19 protein-coding genes are annotated in these 15,163 nt (G+C 27.7%); 12 read left to right on the forward strand and 7 right to left on the reverse strand.

From position 1 onward, the window contains the following. Window positions 1-653 (reverse strand): response regulator (locus CP960_RS00475; RefSeq protein ID WP_101183220.1); only part of this gene is annotated, 653 nt, incomplete at its 3' end. Between the two features lie 73 nt (window positions 654-726). On the opposite strand from CP960_RS00475, the gene CP960_RS00480 reads away from it, so the two are divergent. Both CP960_RS00480 and CP960_RS00485 read left to right on the forward strand, forming a co-directional pair. Beyond that, on the forward strand, window positions 727-2,742 hold the full coding sequence (locus CP960_RS00480; RefSeq protein ID WP_101183221.1) for a TonB-dependent receptor: 2,016 nt from the start codon (window positions 727-729) through the stop codon (window positions 2,740-2,742). Next, a complete protein-coding gene (locus CP960_RS00485; protein WP_101183222.1) occupies window positions 2,726-4,297 on the forward strand; it encodes an alpha/beta hydrolase in 1,572 nt (523 codons plus the stop codon). The genes CP960_RS00480 and CP960_RS00485 overlap by 17 nt, the downstream gene beginning before the upstream one ends. 37 nt (window positions 4,298-4,334) lie before the next feature. Here CP960_RS00485 and rho read toward each other — a convergent pair whose 3' ends face one another. Next, entirely contained in the window at window positions 4,335-5,678 is a 1,344-nt protein-coding gene (gene rho / locus CP960_RS00490) for a transcription termination factor Rho (RefSeq protein WP_101183223.1), read from the reverse strand. 168 nt (window positions 5,679-5,846) lie between these two features. Further along, a complete protein-coding gene (locus tag CP960_RS00495) occupies window positions 5,847-6,443 on the reverse strand; it encodes a peroxiredoxin (RefSeq protein ID WP_101183224.1) in 597 nt (198 codons plus the stop codon). Between the two features lie 133 nt (window positions 6,444-6,576). Here CP960_RS00495 and metK point away from each other — a divergent pair, with 133 nt between their 5' ends. The 8 genes from metK (at window position 6,577) to CP960_RS00535 (ending at window position 11,660) form a co-directional block, all read left to right on the forward strand. After that, window positions 6,577-7,731, forward strand: coding sequence for a methionine adenosyltransferase (gene metK / locus CP960_RS00500; protein ID WP_101183225.1), 1,155 nt, complete (start codon window positions 6,577-6,579; stop codon window positions 7,729-7,731). Window positions 7,732-7,842: 111 nt separating this feature from the next. After that, window positions 7,843-8,118: an NADH-quinone oxidoreductase subunit I gene (locus CP960_RS00505; RefSeq protein ID WP_101183226.1), complete on the forward strand. Its 276-nt coding sequence runs from the start codon at window positions 7,843-7,845 to the stop codon at window positions 8,116-8,118. A gap of 131 nt (window positions 8,119-8,249) precedes the next feature. Then, window positions 8,250-8,663 carry a nucleoside-diphosphate kinase gene (gene ndk / locus CP960_RS00510; protein WP_101183227.1) on the forward strand — a complete coding sequence of 138 codons (414 nt, stop codon included), beginning with the start codon at window positions 8,250-8,252 and terminating at the stop codon, window positions 8,661-8,663. 106 nt (window positions 8,664-8,769) lie between these two features. Next, on the forward strand, window positions 8,770-9,057 hold the full coding sequence (locus CP960_RS00515) for a hypothetical protein (protein WP_228151965.1): 288 nt from the start codon (window positions 8,770-8,772) through the stop codon (window positions 9,055-9,057). An 11-nt stretch (window positions 9,058-9,068) separates the two neighbouring features. After that, window positions 9,069-9,221: a 50S ribosomal protein L32 gene (rpmF, locus tag CP960_RS00520; protein WP_101183229.1), complete on the forward strand. Its 153-nt coding sequence runs from the start codon at window positions 9,069-9,071 to the stop codon at window positions 9,219-9,221. After that, window positions 9,221-10,213, forward strand: a complete 993-nt coding sequence (plsX, locus tag CP960_RS00525) for a phosphate acyltransferase PlsX (RefSeq protein ID WP_101183230.1) — start codon at window positions 9,221-9,223, stop codon at window positions 10,211-10,213. The genes rpmF and plsX overlap by 1 nt, the downstream gene beginning before the upstream one ends. 16 nt (window positions 10,214-10,229) lie before the next feature. Continuing rightward, window positions 10,230-11,228 carry a beta-ketoacyl-ACP synthase III gene (locus tag CP960_RS00530; protein ID WP_101183231.1) on the forward strand — a complete coding sequence of 333 codons (999 nt, stop codon included), beginning with the start codon at window positions 10,230-10,232 and terminating at the stop codon, window positions 11,226-11,228. 66 nt (window positions 11,229-11,294) lie between these two features. Beyond that, window positions 11,295-11,660, forward strand: a complete 366-nt coding sequence (locus tag CP960_RS00535; RefSeq protein ID WP_101183232.1) for a hypothetical protein — start codon at window positions 11,295-11,297, stop codon at window positions 11,658-11,660. On the opposite strand, the gene CP960_RS00540 is transcribed toward CP960_RS00535, so the two are convergent. Genes CP960_RS00540 through CP960_RS00550 form a run of 3 tightly spaced genes read right to left on the reverse strand, consistent with a single transcriptional unit; the run spans window position 11,648 to window position 13,088 of the window. Beyond that, the gene (locus tag CP960_RS00540; RefSeq protein WP_101183233.1) at window positions 11,648-11,968 is read right to left on the reverse strand and encodes a branched-chain amino acid transporter permease; all 321 of its coding nucleotides are present in this window, start codon (window positions 11,966-11,968) and stop codon (window positions 11,648-11,650) included. The two genes, CP960_RS00535 and CP960_RS00540, sit on opposite strands and share 13 nt — an antisense overlap. Then, window positions 11,965-12,648, reverse strand: coding sequence for an AzlC family ABC transporter permease (locus CP960_RS00545; RefSeq protein ID WP_101183234.1), 684 nt, complete (start codon window positions 12,646-12,648; stop codon window positions 11,965-11,967). Before CP960_RS00545 ends, CP960_RS00540 begins: the two co-directional genes overlap by 4 nt. Beyond that, a complete protein-coding gene (locus CP960_RS00550; protein ID WP_101183235.1) occupies window positions 12,648-13,088 on the reverse strand; it encodes a hypothetical protein in 441 nt (146 codons plus the stop codon). Before CP960_RS00550 ends, CP960_RS00545 begins: the two co-directional genes overlap by 1 nt. 43 nt (window positions 13,089-13,131) lie before the next feature. On the opposite strand from CP960_RS00550, the gene CP960_RS00555 reads away from it, so the two are divergent. Continuing rightward, window positions 13,132-13,773, forward strand: coding sequence for a transglutaminase-like cysteine peptidase (locus CP960_RS00555; protein ID WP_101183236.1), 642 nt, complete (start codon window positions 13,132-13,134; stop codon window positions 13,771-13,773). On the opposite strand, the gene CP960_RS00560 is transcribed toward CP960_RS00555, so the two are convergent. After that, window positions 13,755-14,327, reverse strand: a complete 573-nt coding sequence (locus tag CP960_RS00560) for an aminotransferase class IV (RefSeq protein WP_101183237.1) — start codon at window positions 14,325-14,327, stop codon at window positions 13,755-13,757. The genes CP960_RS00555 and CP960_RS00560 overlap by 19 nt on opposite strands. Window positions 14,328-14,398: 71 nt before the next feature. On the opposite strand from CP960_RS00560, the gene CP960_RS00565 reads away from it, so the two are divergent. Continuing rightward, the gene (locus tag CP960_RS00565) at window positions 14,399-15,163 is read left to right on the forward strand and encodes a dienelactone hydrolase family protein (RefSeq protein WP_101183238.1); all 765 of its coding nucleotides are present in this window, start codon (window positions 14,399-14,401) and stop codon (window positions 15,161-15,163) included.

Raw genomic sequence — 15,163 nt, forward strand, 5'->3', positions numbered from 1 at the left:
CTATATATTAATGCTCTTAATCTACCTATATCATTAATTTCATCCCTATAAATATAATTCTGTATTTTTTCAAAAGGCACTGGTTGAGTAGGAGTATCACTTAAAATCTCTAAAAGTCTTGTCTCATTTCCTGTTAATTTTAAATAGTTACTTTGTTTAGTTACAACTGCTTTTGTTTTATCATAAATAATTTCATTTTCAAATTTAAAAATATGTTTTTTTTCTTTATCTAAATTACTTTTATGTTTAAAAAAATAGTTATGTTTATTTAGTGCCGTTTGAATTGTTACTTCTAACTCTTTATCTTTATATGGTTTGACTAAATAGCCATATGGTTCACTTTGCATTGCTTCTTTGATTGTTTTATCATCAGTATAAGAGGTTAAAAAGATAATGGGAATTTTATAGTATTGCCAAATATACTTAGCTGCTTTTATTCCTGAAGAGTTATCTTTTAGGTGAATATCCATAAAAATTAAATCTGGTTTTTGTTTTTTTACATGCTGTATTGCATCATCTGCACTTGTTTCTATACCACAAACACTATAACCAAACTCATTTAAAGTAAGTTTTATACCCATTGCTAATATCGTTTCATCTTCTACAATTAAAATTTCTATATCTTTTTTTAAAATATTTGGAATTTTTGTCATTTTTTTTATTCTCGTAATTTTATTATCATTCTTTTCAGTTATGATACTCAATATCATTTTAAAGGAGAGTTAAATGAATCACAATAAAAAAATTATTTTGTCTTTTTGTGCTATTACTTTATTAACAAGTAGCATATATGCAAAAGAAAAAATAGAGCCAAAAGAAGAAATCTCTTATGGAGAAATAACAGTAACTGGTGAAAAGATAGATAAAACACTTCTTGAAACTACAACTGCTATATCAGTATTTGATGAAAAAACAATAAATATAGGTAATTATAAAAAAATTGAGAATATTGTTGAACAATTACCAAATGTAGTTTTAAGTGATTTAGGTGTTCCAAATATTAGAGGTATAGACTCTACTGGGGTTTCAAAAGGAACAAAAAGTTTAATGGCAGGTGCAAGACCAAGAGTAAATACAATAATAGATGGAGTTAATAATACATGGATTGGAGTTAATTATATTAGTGGGGAATTATGGGATTTAGAACAAATTGAAGTGTTAAAAGGTACTCAATCTACTACTCAAGGAAGAAACTCAATTGGTGGTTCTATAATAATGAAAACAAAAGATCCAAGCTTTGATTTTGAGGGTAAAATTAAAACTGCTTTTGAAAATCAAGAGAGTAAAAATCAATTAGCTGCTGTAATTTCTGGACCATTAATTGAAGATCAATTAGCTTTTAGATTAGCAGTTGATAGAAATAGTGGTGATGGATATATTAAATATAAAAATTTTAAAAATAATGATAGATTAAATGAATCAACAAATACAAATCTTAGAGCAAAACTACTTTATCTTCCAAAATCAATGGAAAATTTATCTTTAAAATTTACGTTAAATCATAGAGAAGCTGAAGGTGGGTATTTAAATTTTGTAACAAATCCAAAAGATTATGTATTTGAAGCAAGTAAAGCAAATAGAACAAACTCAAGATATCACGATTCAAAAGATAAAACATATATTACAAATATTGATTATATTATAAATGATGATATAAGCTTACAAACGCAACTTTCATTTAAAGATTATAATAGTGAAATAACTCAAGTGCCAAGTCCTTTAAAAGTTTTTGTTAATGAGAAAAGTAAAACATTTGAAAGTAAATTAATATACAAAAAACCATTTATAAAAGGTGTTGCAGGAGTTTACTATTATGATAGAGAGCAAGATATAGATGCACACTTACCAAAACCATCATACTTTCCTTTACATTTAGGTAATGATGAAATTAAATCTATTTCATTTTATACAGATAATACTATTGCTTTAAATAATAGTTTTGATTTATTATTAGGTGCAAGATTAGAAAAAGAGAATCAAAAAAGAGATTCAGTATCTTGGGGTGCAAATTTAAAAAAAGATATTGATGAAACAATATTTTTACCAAAAATTGGTTTAGCATATAAACCTTCAACTGAATCTATGATTAGTTTAGTTGCACAAAAAGGTTATAACCAAGGTGGTGGTTCATTAGATTGGGATGACTTAAAATATTATGAATATGATAAAGAAGAAGTTAATTCATATGAATTAACTTATAGAACATATCTAAATGATAAAAAAATTAATCTAAGTTCAAATATATTTTACAATGATTTTGATGGTTTCCAAGCAGATGCTGCAAATAGATTTAGAAACCTTTCAAAAGTTGAAAGTTATGGTTTAGAAACTCAAATAGATGCACAAATAACAGACAAATTTAATATCTTTGCTGCTATTGGATTTTTAAAAACAAAAATAAGTAATAGTGTAAAAGAAGCTAAAGAATTAGAAGGAAATGAACTATCAACAACACCTACTTATAGTGCAAACTTAGGCTTTAATCATAAAATACATAATAATCTTGAATGGGGTGGTAATGTAAGTTTTACAGATGATTATTACTCAGATAATGAAAATACTCAAAAGTTAGATGGATATACATTAGTTAATTTACATGCAAGCTATACATATAAAGATTTTACATTTAGAACATATGTAAATAATCTTACTGATGAAGAAGTAATCTATAAAGTTGAAACAAATAGAACAACAGTTGGTTCTCCAAGAGTAATAGGAGCTGCACTTGAGTATAAATTTTAAAACTCTTTTTAAGCTTTTTTCTATTTTTTTATATAGTTTTTCTTTTGCAAACTCTTTTAAAGTAGATGAAATACTAAACTATAATAGTGAAAATTTGTATCAATTAAATCTACAAAAAAGAAGTTTTATAATAGGAAGTTTTAAAGCCACATCAAGTTTTGAAACTCTTGAACTTTTAGATAAAAATAGAGTTTTAATAAAATCATTGATGATAAATAAAAAGCCACAAGGTAATTTTTACTTTGTGGCTAATTATACAGGAAAATATTATTTAAAAATAAAAAATAGAAATAAACAAAATAGACTTAAACTAAAAATAGATAAGATTTTTCATCATCAAAAAGAGATAAAGCCTCAAAATAAAATTATAAGTGCTTTTTTAAAACAAGAACTAAAAAATATAGAAAAAACAAAAAATAGTAAAGCCTTTTGGGAAAAAGTTAAAAAAAGAGGAACTCCACTAATAGAGCATTTAAAAGCAGATGAATATATTTTAACTTTTCTACACAAAGGATTAAACTATAATGTTAAATTAATAGGTGGACCTACAGCTGATTATACAGATTTTATTAGATATAAAAATAGTGACATATGGTATAAAAGCTTTATCGTAAAAAAGGGAATTAGAATGTCATATCAAATTGCCACAGATATTCCTAAACTTGATGCCCCAAGATTTACTCAAAAAATGGCTTTAATATCAAATGCAACAATTGATCCTTTTAATAAAACTCCTTATATTTATACTAAAGAAAAAAATATGGATAAATATCATACTTTGTCAACTTTTTTTATAAAAGATGATAAAATTAAGGATTGGGGAGTAGAAGAAGGAAATAAAAAAGGAAAAACTAGCACATATAATCTTAAAAGCAAAATATTAAATAATAGTAGAGATATTACTATTTATAAACCACACAATTATAATTATAAAAAAGAGCATGATATACTTTTTGTTTTTGATGGAGAAAATTATCAAAACAAAATCAATACTACATTAATCTTAGATAACTTAATTGCAAACAATATGATAAAACCTACAATTGCTATTTTTATTAATAATGCTTCAAAAAAGTCAAGAAGTGAAGAATTACCTCCAAATAAAAAGTTTGCAAAATTTATGGTAAAAGAGTTATTTCCTTTTATACAAACAAAAGTTAAATTTACTCACAAATCTTCAAATACAATTATAACAGGTTCTAGCTATGGAGGATTAGCTTCATCATATATAGCATTTTTATATCCTGATTTTTTTGGAAAAGTATTGAGTCAATCAGGTTCATACTGGTGGGCACCTAAAAATAAAGATGAAGCACAATGGCTAACAAAAGAGTTCTCAAAAGTTAAGAAAAAAGATATTAAGTTTTATTTAAATGCTGGAACTTATGAAACAGGCTTTTTACCTTTAGATATTTTAGAAACAAACAGACATTTTAGAACTGTATTAATTGCAAAAAATTATGATTTAACATATGAAGAGTTTATTGGAGGGCATGATTATTTTGCATGGAAAATATATTTGGCAAATGGATTAATTGCCTTAAGTAACAAATAGACCTTTAAAGGTCTGTTTGTTTAAAATTAAAAGTTTACTACTCATTCATAGAGTTAAAAAACTCTTCATTATCTTTTGTTCTTTGCATTTTTGAATATAAGAATTTTAAAGCTTCAACTTCATCCATTTGTGAAATTGCATTTCTTAATATCCATGTTCTTTGAAGAACTTCAGGAGTTAATAATAACTCTTCTTTTCTTGTTCCAGATTTAATAATATCTAAAGCTGGATAAACTCTTCTGTTTGAAGCATTTCTACTTAATACAACTTCACTGTTACCAGTTCCTTTAAACTCTTCAAAAATTACTTCATCCATTTTTGAACCAGTTTCAATAAGTGCAGTTGAGATAATAGTTAAAGAACCACCCTCTTCTATGTTTCTAGCAGCCCCAAAAAATCTTTTTGGTTTATGTAATGCATTTGCATCAACCCCACCTGAAAGTACTTTACCTGAACTTGGAGTTACAGTATTATAAGCACGTGCTAATCTTGTAATAGAATCAAGTAGAATAACAACATCTTTTTTCATCTCTACAAGTCTTTTTGCTTTTTCAATAACTATTTCAGCAACTCTTACATGGTTATGTGCAGGTAAGTCAAAAGTTGAAGAATATACTTCTCCTTTAACACTTCTTTGCATATCAGTAACTTCTTCTGGTCTTTCATCAATTAATAAAACCATTAGATTAGTTTCTGGATGATTTCTAGTTATACCATGAGCTAACTCTTTTAATAACTCTGTTTTACCTGTTTTTGGAGGTGCAACAATTAAACTTCTTTGACCTTTACCCATTGGAGCAAAAAGATCAAGTATTCTTCCTGTCATTTTATTTGAGTTATACTCAAATTTAAATCTTTCAGTTGAATATAAAGGAGTTAAGTTATCAAATAATGGTCTATTTTTTGATTCATTTACAGGTAAGTAGTTAATAGCTTCAATTTTTAATAAAGCATAATATTTTTCACTGTCTTTGTTTGGAGGTCTTACTTGTCCAGTTACGATATCACCAGTTCTTAATGCAAATTTTCTAATTTGTGTAGCAGATACATAAGAATCACTTGAAGTATCAGAGAAGTTTCCATCTATTGCTCTTAAAAAACCAAATCCACCCTCTTTTATTTCTAAAATACCTGTGAATAAAACAAATCCACCTGCATCGATTTGGTTTTTTAAAATCGAAAACATTAAATCCTGTCTTTTTAGCTCTTGTGGATTTTCTACTTTTAATTCTTTTGCAATTTTAAGAAGATCCTGTAATGGATACTCTCTTAATTTCTCTATTGTGTGCCCTTCAACAGGAATATGAGTTCTAGTTTTTCTACTAGAATTCCCATTACTCTTGGGACTTTTTGTTTTAGATTGAGTTTTTGACTCTTCCATAAGTTTATTTAACCTTTTAATTTCGATATACATAAAGTTATGTAGTTTTTGAAGTTTTTTAGTTTAAAATTTAAGTTGTGTAATTGTAGTCTTTATTTGAAAAAAAGTCAATTAAAGAAAAGAAGCACCATAAAATGGTGCTTCTTTAGGTTTTAAAGGTTTTAAATATTATAAATTACCTTCATTTTTTGCAAGATAATCAGCAACACCGTTAGTATCTGGTTTCATACCTTCATCACCTTTGTTCCATCCTGCAGGACAAACTTCACCATGTTCATTAGTAAATAACATTGTATCAACCATTCTAATCATTTCATCAATATTTCTTCCTAATGGTAAGTCGTTAATAACTGCATGTCTTACTGTTCCATCTTTATCAATTAAAAAAGATCCTCTTAATGCAACTGACTCATCAAATAATACATCATAATCTCTAGCAATTTGCTTGCTTAAGTCAGCTACTAGTGGGTATTTAATTCTTCCAATACCACCATTTTCAACAGCAGTTTCTCTCCATGCAAAGTGAGAGAATTGTGAGTCAACAGAAACACCAATTACATTGATACCTCTTTCTTTAAACTCATCTACTCTTTTAGAAAATGCAATAATTTCTGAAGGACAAACAAATGTAAAATCTAATGGATAAAAGAATAGTACTGCACCATTCTCTCCGATATTATCATAAAGATTAAAATCTTCAACAATTTGTCCATCTGCAAGTACAGCATTTGCTGTGAAATCTGGAGCTTTTTTAGTTACTAACATGTGATTTCCTTTTTAATTAAATTAAGTTGTGTAATTATATAATATTTTTCTAAAAATAAACATTAGTTTTTAGTTAGGTTTTTTATTTAAGATAAATCTTACTTTTTAATAATATTTTTCCATAAGGAAGAGAATGACAAATAATTATTTATTTACTAGTGAATCAGTAACACAAGGACATCCAGATAAGATTGCTGACCAAATATCAGATGCTATATTAGACTATATTTTAAAAGAGGATAAAAATGCTAGAGTAGCTTGTGAAACTCTTTTGACAAATGGTCTTTGTTTAATTGCAGGTGAGCTAAAGACCTTAGCATATGCTCCAATTCAAGAAATAGCAAGGGATGTAATTCGAGAAATAGGATATACAGATTCAGCCTTTGGATTAGATTACAGAAGTGCAGGCGTATTAAATGCAATTGCAGAACAAAGCATAGATATTTCAGTTGGTGTAGATAAAAAAAGTGGAGAGTTAGGAGCAGGAGACCAAGGTATGATGTTTGGTTATGCTTGTAACGAAACAAAAGAGTTAATGCCTTTACCAATTCAATTAGCACATAAATTAACAAAAAGATTAACTGAAGTTAGAAAAAAAGGTATTCTTCCATATTTAAGACCTGATGGGAAAGCTCAAGTAACAGTTGAATATATAAATAATAAACCAACAAAAGTGACAACTATTGTTATCTCAGCTCAACATTCTGATACTATTGATTTAAAATTATTAAAAGAAGATATTATTGAAGAGGTAATTAAAGAAGTTATTCCTGAACAGTTACTACATAAAGATGTTGTTTATCATATAAATCCAACAGGTAGATTTGTTATTGGAGGACCGCAAGCAGATGCAGGTTTAACAGGAAGAAAAATTATTGTTGATAGCTATGGGGGAAGTTGTCCACATGGTGGTGGTGCATTTTCAGGTAAAGACCCCACAAAAGTAGATAGAAGTGCTGCTTATATGGCAAGATATATAGCTAAAAACTTAGTTGCTAGTGAAGTGTGTGATAAAATCATGGTGCAACTATCTTATGCTATTGGAGTTAGCCAACCAGTATCAATTATGATAAATACTTATAATTCTAATAAAATAGAAGAGAATAAAATTTTGGAAATTATAAATAGCTGTTTTGACTTATCTGTTGAAGGAATAATTAAGCAGTTAGATTTACTTAGACCAATTTACAAGCAAACTGCTTGTTATGGGCATTTTGGTAGAGATGATTTAGATTTACCATGGGAAAAAACTAATAAAATTGAAGAGATAAAAAAGCTTATAAAATAATCTTATATTTTTAGATAATTATTATAAAACAGTATGAATATATAAGCAATATTTAAACATACATTTATTAATAGTGTGATAAAGTTTCTAAAATTTTCCAAGGAGATTAACATGGCAGTTAAAATTACTGACATCTGTATTAGTTGTGATGCTTGTTTAGATGAGTGTCCTGTAGAAGCAATTGTAGACAATGATGAAAATCCAACAGGTGAAGATATTTATTATGTATATTCTGATAAATGTGTTGAGTGTGTAGATCATCATGATTCTCCTGCATGTGCAGATGCATGTCCTACAGAAGGATGTATTGTTTGGGATGAACCAGGTGTAGGTTCTGTAGAAAGCCCAGATAGAGGTCAAGCTGGAACTCCAGTAGTTGAAGACTAATTTTTAAATATACTAATTAATATACTAGTAATTTTTTATTAAAAAGGCGAGTAGATTTTATTCTACTTGCCTTTTTTTTATTTTTTAGGTATAATCCGCGACTTAATAAAATTAGTAGAGGAATATACTTTATGGAACAAACATTATCAATCATCAAACCTGATGCAGTTGCAAAGAACGTTGTTGGAAAAATTTTAGACAGATTTGAGTCTGCTGGATTAAGAATTGCTGCAACAAAAAAAGTACAATTAAGCAAAGCAGATGCTGAAGCTTTTTATGCAGTTCACGCTGAAAGACCTTTCTTTGGAGAGTTAGTAGAATTCATGATTTCTGGACCAGTTGTAGTTTCTGTTTTAGAAGGTGAAAATGCAATGGCTAAAAATAGAGAATTAATGGGTGCAACAAACCCTAAAGAAGCAGCAGCTGGAACAATTAGAGCTGATTTTGCTGATTCAATTGATGCAAATGCAGTTCACGGTTCTGATTCATTAGAAAATGCAGCTAATGAAATTAAATTTTTCTTCTCTGATAGAGAAATCTGTTAAGAAGTTAAAATAGTCTATGGAAATAGAGTTTAGGAAAGTACCTACAACTCCAAAAGAGTTTAGTAATGATTTTGCTTCAGTAAAATTAGAGGGTACTTTTTGTAAAATGTCGCCAACTCTAATCAAAGTTGATGCGTCACTAACAGGATTTACTTCTGTACAGTGCATTAGATGTGGCGAAGAAGAGAACATTAACTTAGATGAAAAACTAAATTTTCTGTTAAGTGATGGTATATTTAAAGGTAATGAATCTGATGATTTAATTATCGAAGTAGAAAATGGTATAATTGACTTTGACGAAATTTGTGAAAGTGAGCTTTCATCACTTGAAAGTGATTACCATATTTGTACAAGTTGTTTAGATGACAACGAAGAAATAGAAAAAGAATTTTAAGGAGATAAATTATGGCAGTACCTAAGAGAAGAGTATCTCATACAAGAGCAGCTAAAAGAAGAACTCATTATAAGATAACTTTAAAAAGACCAGTTAAAGATAGTGATGGAACTTGGAAGATGCCTCATACTGTTAACCCAAATACGGGTGAATACAAAAGCTAATGATTAAAATAGCTATTGATGCGATGGGAGGGGACTTTGGTCCTGAGCCCATTGTTGATGGACTTGTTGCTGCGCTTAGAAGCAACACTAACTTTACAGCTATAGCTGTAGGTAAAAAAGATGAACTACTTAACCTTATACCTAGTAACTTTTTAAGTAGAGTAGAGATACTTGATACACACGATGTTATCTCTATGACAGATAGTGCAACTGATGCACTTAAAAGAAAAGATTCTACAATATACAAAGCGATTGAATTAGTAAAAAACAAAGAAGCTGATGCTGTTGTTTCAGCAGGACATTCAGGTGCTTCAATGTCACTTGCAACGCTTAGAATTGGAAGAATTAAAGGTATTTCAAGACCTGCAATTGCAACTTTAATGCCAACTAGTGAAAATCAAAACACTTTAGTTTTAGATGTTGGTGCAAATGTAGATTGTGATGCTAAAAATCTTTACGAATTTGCCGTTATGGGACAAGTATATGCTCAAGATGTACTTAAAAGAGATGAACCAATAGTTGGTTTATTAAGTAATGGTGAAGAGAAAAGTAAAGGAAATGAAGTTACTAAAGAGGCTTACAAACTAATGAGAAATATTCCTAATTTTGCTGGGAATGTAGAAGGAAGCGATATCTTTAAAGGTAATGTAGATGTTGTTGTTTGCGATGGTTTTATAGGTAATATTTTACTTAAAACTGCAGAAGGGGTTGCAGATACCATTGGAGCAATTATTAAGAAAAATCTAAAACGATCACTTATTTCTATTGCTGGTGCAGTTTTAATGAGAAAAGTATTTAAAAACTTAAAAGTAAGAGTTGATTATGCTGAATATGGTGGTGCTCCACTATTAGGTGTAAAAGCTCCTGTTATTATTGCACATGGTAAATCAAATGCAAAAGCAGTTAAAAATGCAATTTTTCAAGCAATTACCGCAGCAAGTTCTAACTTAAACTATAACATTGAAGATAGAATAAATAAGTACAACCAATAAATTAAGGATTTTGTGAATGGCTTACGCAGCTTTTAGGTCTGTTGGTGCATATATACCACCAAAGATTATGACAAACCAAGATTTTGAAAAAATCATTGATACAAGTGATGAATGGATCACAAAAAGAACAGGAATAAAACAAAGAAGACTATCTGAAGAGAATGAAGCTTCTTCTGATTTAGGTGCAAGAGCTGCTCAAGTTGCAATTGATAGAGCAGGAATAGCAAAAGAAGATATTGACTTAGTAATCTGTGCAACAGTTACACCTGATTATTTATGTATGCCTTCAACTGCATGCTTAATCGCATCAAAATTAGACTTACCACCTGTAATGGCTTATGATATTAGTGCAGCTTGTACTGGTTTTGTTTATGCACTTTCTGTTGCAAAAGCATTTATTGAATCTGGAATGAAAAAAAATGTCTTAATAATTGGTGCTGAAACGTACTCTTCAATTTTAGATTATACAGATAGAACAACATGTTTTATTTTTGGTGATGGTGCAGGTGCAGCAATTATATCTGCTACTGAAGATAAAAATGAAGCAATTATAGATGTTAGTTGTTCAAGTGATGGAAATTATGATGATTTAATTAAAACTCCAGGTGGTGGAAGTAAACACCCTTGCTCACAAGAAGTTTTAGATAATAAAATGGCTTGTATAAAAATGAAAGGTAATGAAACTTTCAAATTAGCAGTAAAAACACTTACTTCAGATGTTAAAAAAATGCTAGAAAAACATAATCTAACAAGCAATGATATTAATCATTTTATCCCACATCAAGCAAATTATAGAATTATAAAATCAGTTGGTGACTCTTTAGGCTTAGATGAAGAACAAATTGTAGTTACGGTTGATAAATATGGAAATACATCTGCTGCTTCAATTCCAATGGCTATGAACTATGCATACGAACAAGGAAAAATCAAAAAAGGTGAAACTGTACTTTTTGATGCCTTTGGTGCTGGTCTTACTTGGGGAAGCGCACTATTTAGATTCTCACCTATTAACTAGCAAAAGGGCTTTGCCCTTGCTAAACTTATACAAACAATCACTTTTTTTCTTTTTTAGGAGCAAATTATGATTTTAGGAAATTGTCCATATTGCAATGCAAATGTAATCTCTAAAAAAATAACTGCACAAGGCAAAAAAATCAAACTTTATAGCTGTGAAAATGCAAAAAAAGAGTATGATGAAAGTGATTCATATGTTTTTACTTCTGACTCAACTTGTAGATTTAGAGTCTATTCAAATGCTTTTTTAAGATGGAATAAAAAAAGTTTTTCTGAAAATGAAATGAAAAGGCTTCTTAAAGATAAACAAACAATAATTAGACTACATGGAAGAAAGGGTACTAAAGAGTATTTTAAGTATGTAATACCCCATGAAGAGTATGGAGTATCAATACTTTGGGATGAAGAAGTACCAGAAGATTATACATACTGAACAAGTGCCATATAAAAGATTGTTCCTCCAAAAATAGAGATAAGATAGTTTTTTATAGTAAGATGCAAAATAGCTGTTGCAAATACTGATAAAATCTCTTTTAATCCATATGGATAATGTGAAAACTCTATATCTTTTAATGTATAAACTATTAATATCATCATAATAATAGGAGGGAAAAATCTCTCAACAAATACAATTGCCTTAGGTGGCTCTTTTCTTATAAAAAATATAAAAGGGAAAACTCTTGTAAAATAGTTTACCACAGCCATTACTGCAATTGCTAAATATAACTCTATTCCACTCATTTTTCAATCCTTTTTCTAAAGAAAAACATCATAATTAAAGCTATAATAATTGATACAATTAACATCTTATCACTTGGTATAAAAATCAATGCAAATATGGAAGATAAAGCTCCAATTAAAAAAGGATAAATATTTTTTAAACTTTTATATTGCTCTATACAAAGCACAACAAATAGTGCAGTTAATGAAAACTCTAATCCTGCTGTATCAAACTCAACATATGAGCCAACTAAAGCCCCACTTGTACAACCTATTATCCAATATAATTGATTTAATAACCCTAGAAATAAATAATAATGTTTCTTACTTAAACTCTCATCATCTTTAATAGTTGTTAATAAAGCATAAGTTTCATCAGTTAATCCAAATATCAAAAAAGGTTTTAATTTACCACTATTTTTAAATCTTTTTAATAAAGACAAGCCATAAAAAGATTGTCTTATGTTTACAAACCAAGAAGCAATTGCAATATCTACAAGTCCAGCTTTTGCATTAAAAAAATTAATAGCTACAAATTGCAAAGCTCCTGCATAAATAAAAATAGACATAATAGGTGCTAAATACCAAGCATAATTAAAACTTGTCAATAATAAACCAAAAGCAAATCCTAAAACTATATATCCCATTAATACAGGAATAGAAATAGAAAAAGCTTTTTTAAGCTCTTTTTCGTATTTCATTATTTAATAAGATTTTTATTTTTTGGATTATTTTTAAAAACGTTAAGTGATTTTTCTTTTGAACTTGTATTAAATTTATCTACTGTAGCTAAAGGGTTTAAATATAAAATTGCATCATCAATTATTATTTGAAAAATAGAGTGAAGTGGTAAAGTAACTTTTGAACCAAAGTTTTCACTACCAAAACCTGCTTCAAATGTTAGTTTATTATCATCTATAATTTCAATTGTAGTATATGTATAGTTTGCTAAAACATATAATGAAAATTTTGATAACTGTGACTTGATATTTTGTGGTAATTCAGGTGTAAATTCCATAGCTTCTAAATTTGCAGTTATAGCAAACTCTTCACTATTATCTATTAAATACTCTATAATATCTTTTATTTGTGAGTCTATTAACTCTTTATAACTTTCTTGTTCTATGATATCACTAATCATAAGAGTTTATCCTTTTTTATAAATTAACTTGTTATTATAACTTATGAAACAGATAATTTCACTTATTCTTATATCATTTTTAACATTACAAGCCAAAAATATTACTCTTTCACAAGAAGAGTATGAAAATATTTTAAAAAGTACAAATGCTTCGCAAATCTCTGCTAGATTAGTAAAGTATAAAAGATTACTTGATAAAGCAAAAGATTTTAATACAATAAAAAAATTATCTTATACAAATAGTTTTTATAACAAAATTCTTCCAGTAAATGATGACACAAAATATAAAGTTGATGATTATTGGGCAACACCAAAAGAGTTTTTGATTGAAGGAAGAGGTGATTGTGAAGATTATGCAATTGCTAAATATTTTACTCTTTTAAGTTTAGGAATAGAAAAAAATAAATTATTTCTTGCAGTTGTAAAAGTTAAAAATGCTACTAATTATCACATGATTTTATTATATATTAAAAATAAAAACTCAATGCCTTTAGTTTTAGATAATTTGAGTTTTAAAGTAGTTCCTTTTAATAAAAGACCTAAGTTAAAACCAAAGTTTATTTTTAATGAAAAAGAAGCTTATATACTAAAAAATAAAAAAATTTATAAAAAAGTAAAAATCAATTGGGGGAAAGAGAATAAATGGGAAAATATTTTAAAAAGAGTTTATGAAAACAACGAATAATCTTCTAAAATATCAAAATCAATCATTGCATTTAATAGGGCTATTTTTTTACATCTTTTTAACATTTCTAAAGTAATATCTGCTTGTTTTAAAAAACCACTATCAATATATCTTTGTCTAGTAGTGCCATATAAAAGAGGTTTTTTAGGAGTTAGCCATATATTATCTAAAAAAATTGCTACGTTTGCAATTGAAGTATCTGTTAATAATGAATTTTTAAAAATAAGTATCTCATCACAAGACTGCTTTTTTTCAAATAGCTTATTAATCTCATCTCTATTTAGATATTTTTTACAATAGTTAATATCATTGTTATGTATTATTTTAAAACTTTTTATCTCTTTTTTTTTGTATTCATAATAGTTTATATTTAAAATCTCATCACTATTATAAACTACTTTACATCTTAATAATTTATCATTAATAGGATAAATATACTCACTTAAATCAATATTTTTTGCAATAGTACTTGCTACTCTTTTATTATGATACTCTAAATTATATACTTCATATTCATGGCATTTTATTGTTTCAAAAAACTCTAAATTATTCATTTTTTATTGGTTTAATCCTTGACTTTTTTTCTTTTGTTATAATAACCAAAATTTTTTTAGGATAACTAAAAATGGTAGAAATAAAAAAGACAATAAAAAAATATGATAATTTTGAAGACACTTATAAACAAGGTTACATAGGATTACCTAAAGGTTTTGAAGGAATTAAAGAACCTATGTTTTTAAGTATTAAAAAATTTAAAAAAAAATTTAAAAATTTAAAAAGTAAAAAAACATACCCTGTTCTATTTTATATGCATGGTTCTATTGGTCTTGCATATGGAAAAAAATATAAAGATGCTGTATTAAAAGAGGGGTTTATATTTTTTGCACCAAACTCATATAAATTAAAAAATAGACCTACATATAAAACACCTACAAAAACTCAAAATTATGAGCAAGTTCATAAAGTAAGAGTAGCTGAAATTTTTTATAATATAAAAAAACTTCAAGAGTTTGAGTTTATTGATTTAAAAAATATCTTTTTAATGGGTAGTAGTGAAGGAGCATTAGCAGCAGCACAATACAAAGGAAAAGAGTTTAAAGGAAGAATTGTTGCAGCATATGCTTGTGAAAATGGATATTATAGTCGTGATTTTAAAATTGGTGCAAGAAAAAAAGACCCATTTTTAAATATTATTGGTACCCATGACCAGTATTTTGGGAAATACTCTGTTTATGAACAAAATAATAACAACGGTCACTGTGCTATGGCACTATTAGAGTTTAAAAATGCAAAAGTAGTTTTACTTCCTAAAACAAAACATAATGTTATTGAAAATAGATATACTATTCCTGAAGTAGTTAATTTCTTAAAACTTCATAGCAGTAAGTAG

This window comes from Malaciobacter halophilus, assembly GCF_002837275.1.
GTDB lineage: Bacteria > Campylobacterota > Campylobacteria > Campylobacterales > Arcobacteraceae > Malaciobacter > Malaciobacter halophilus.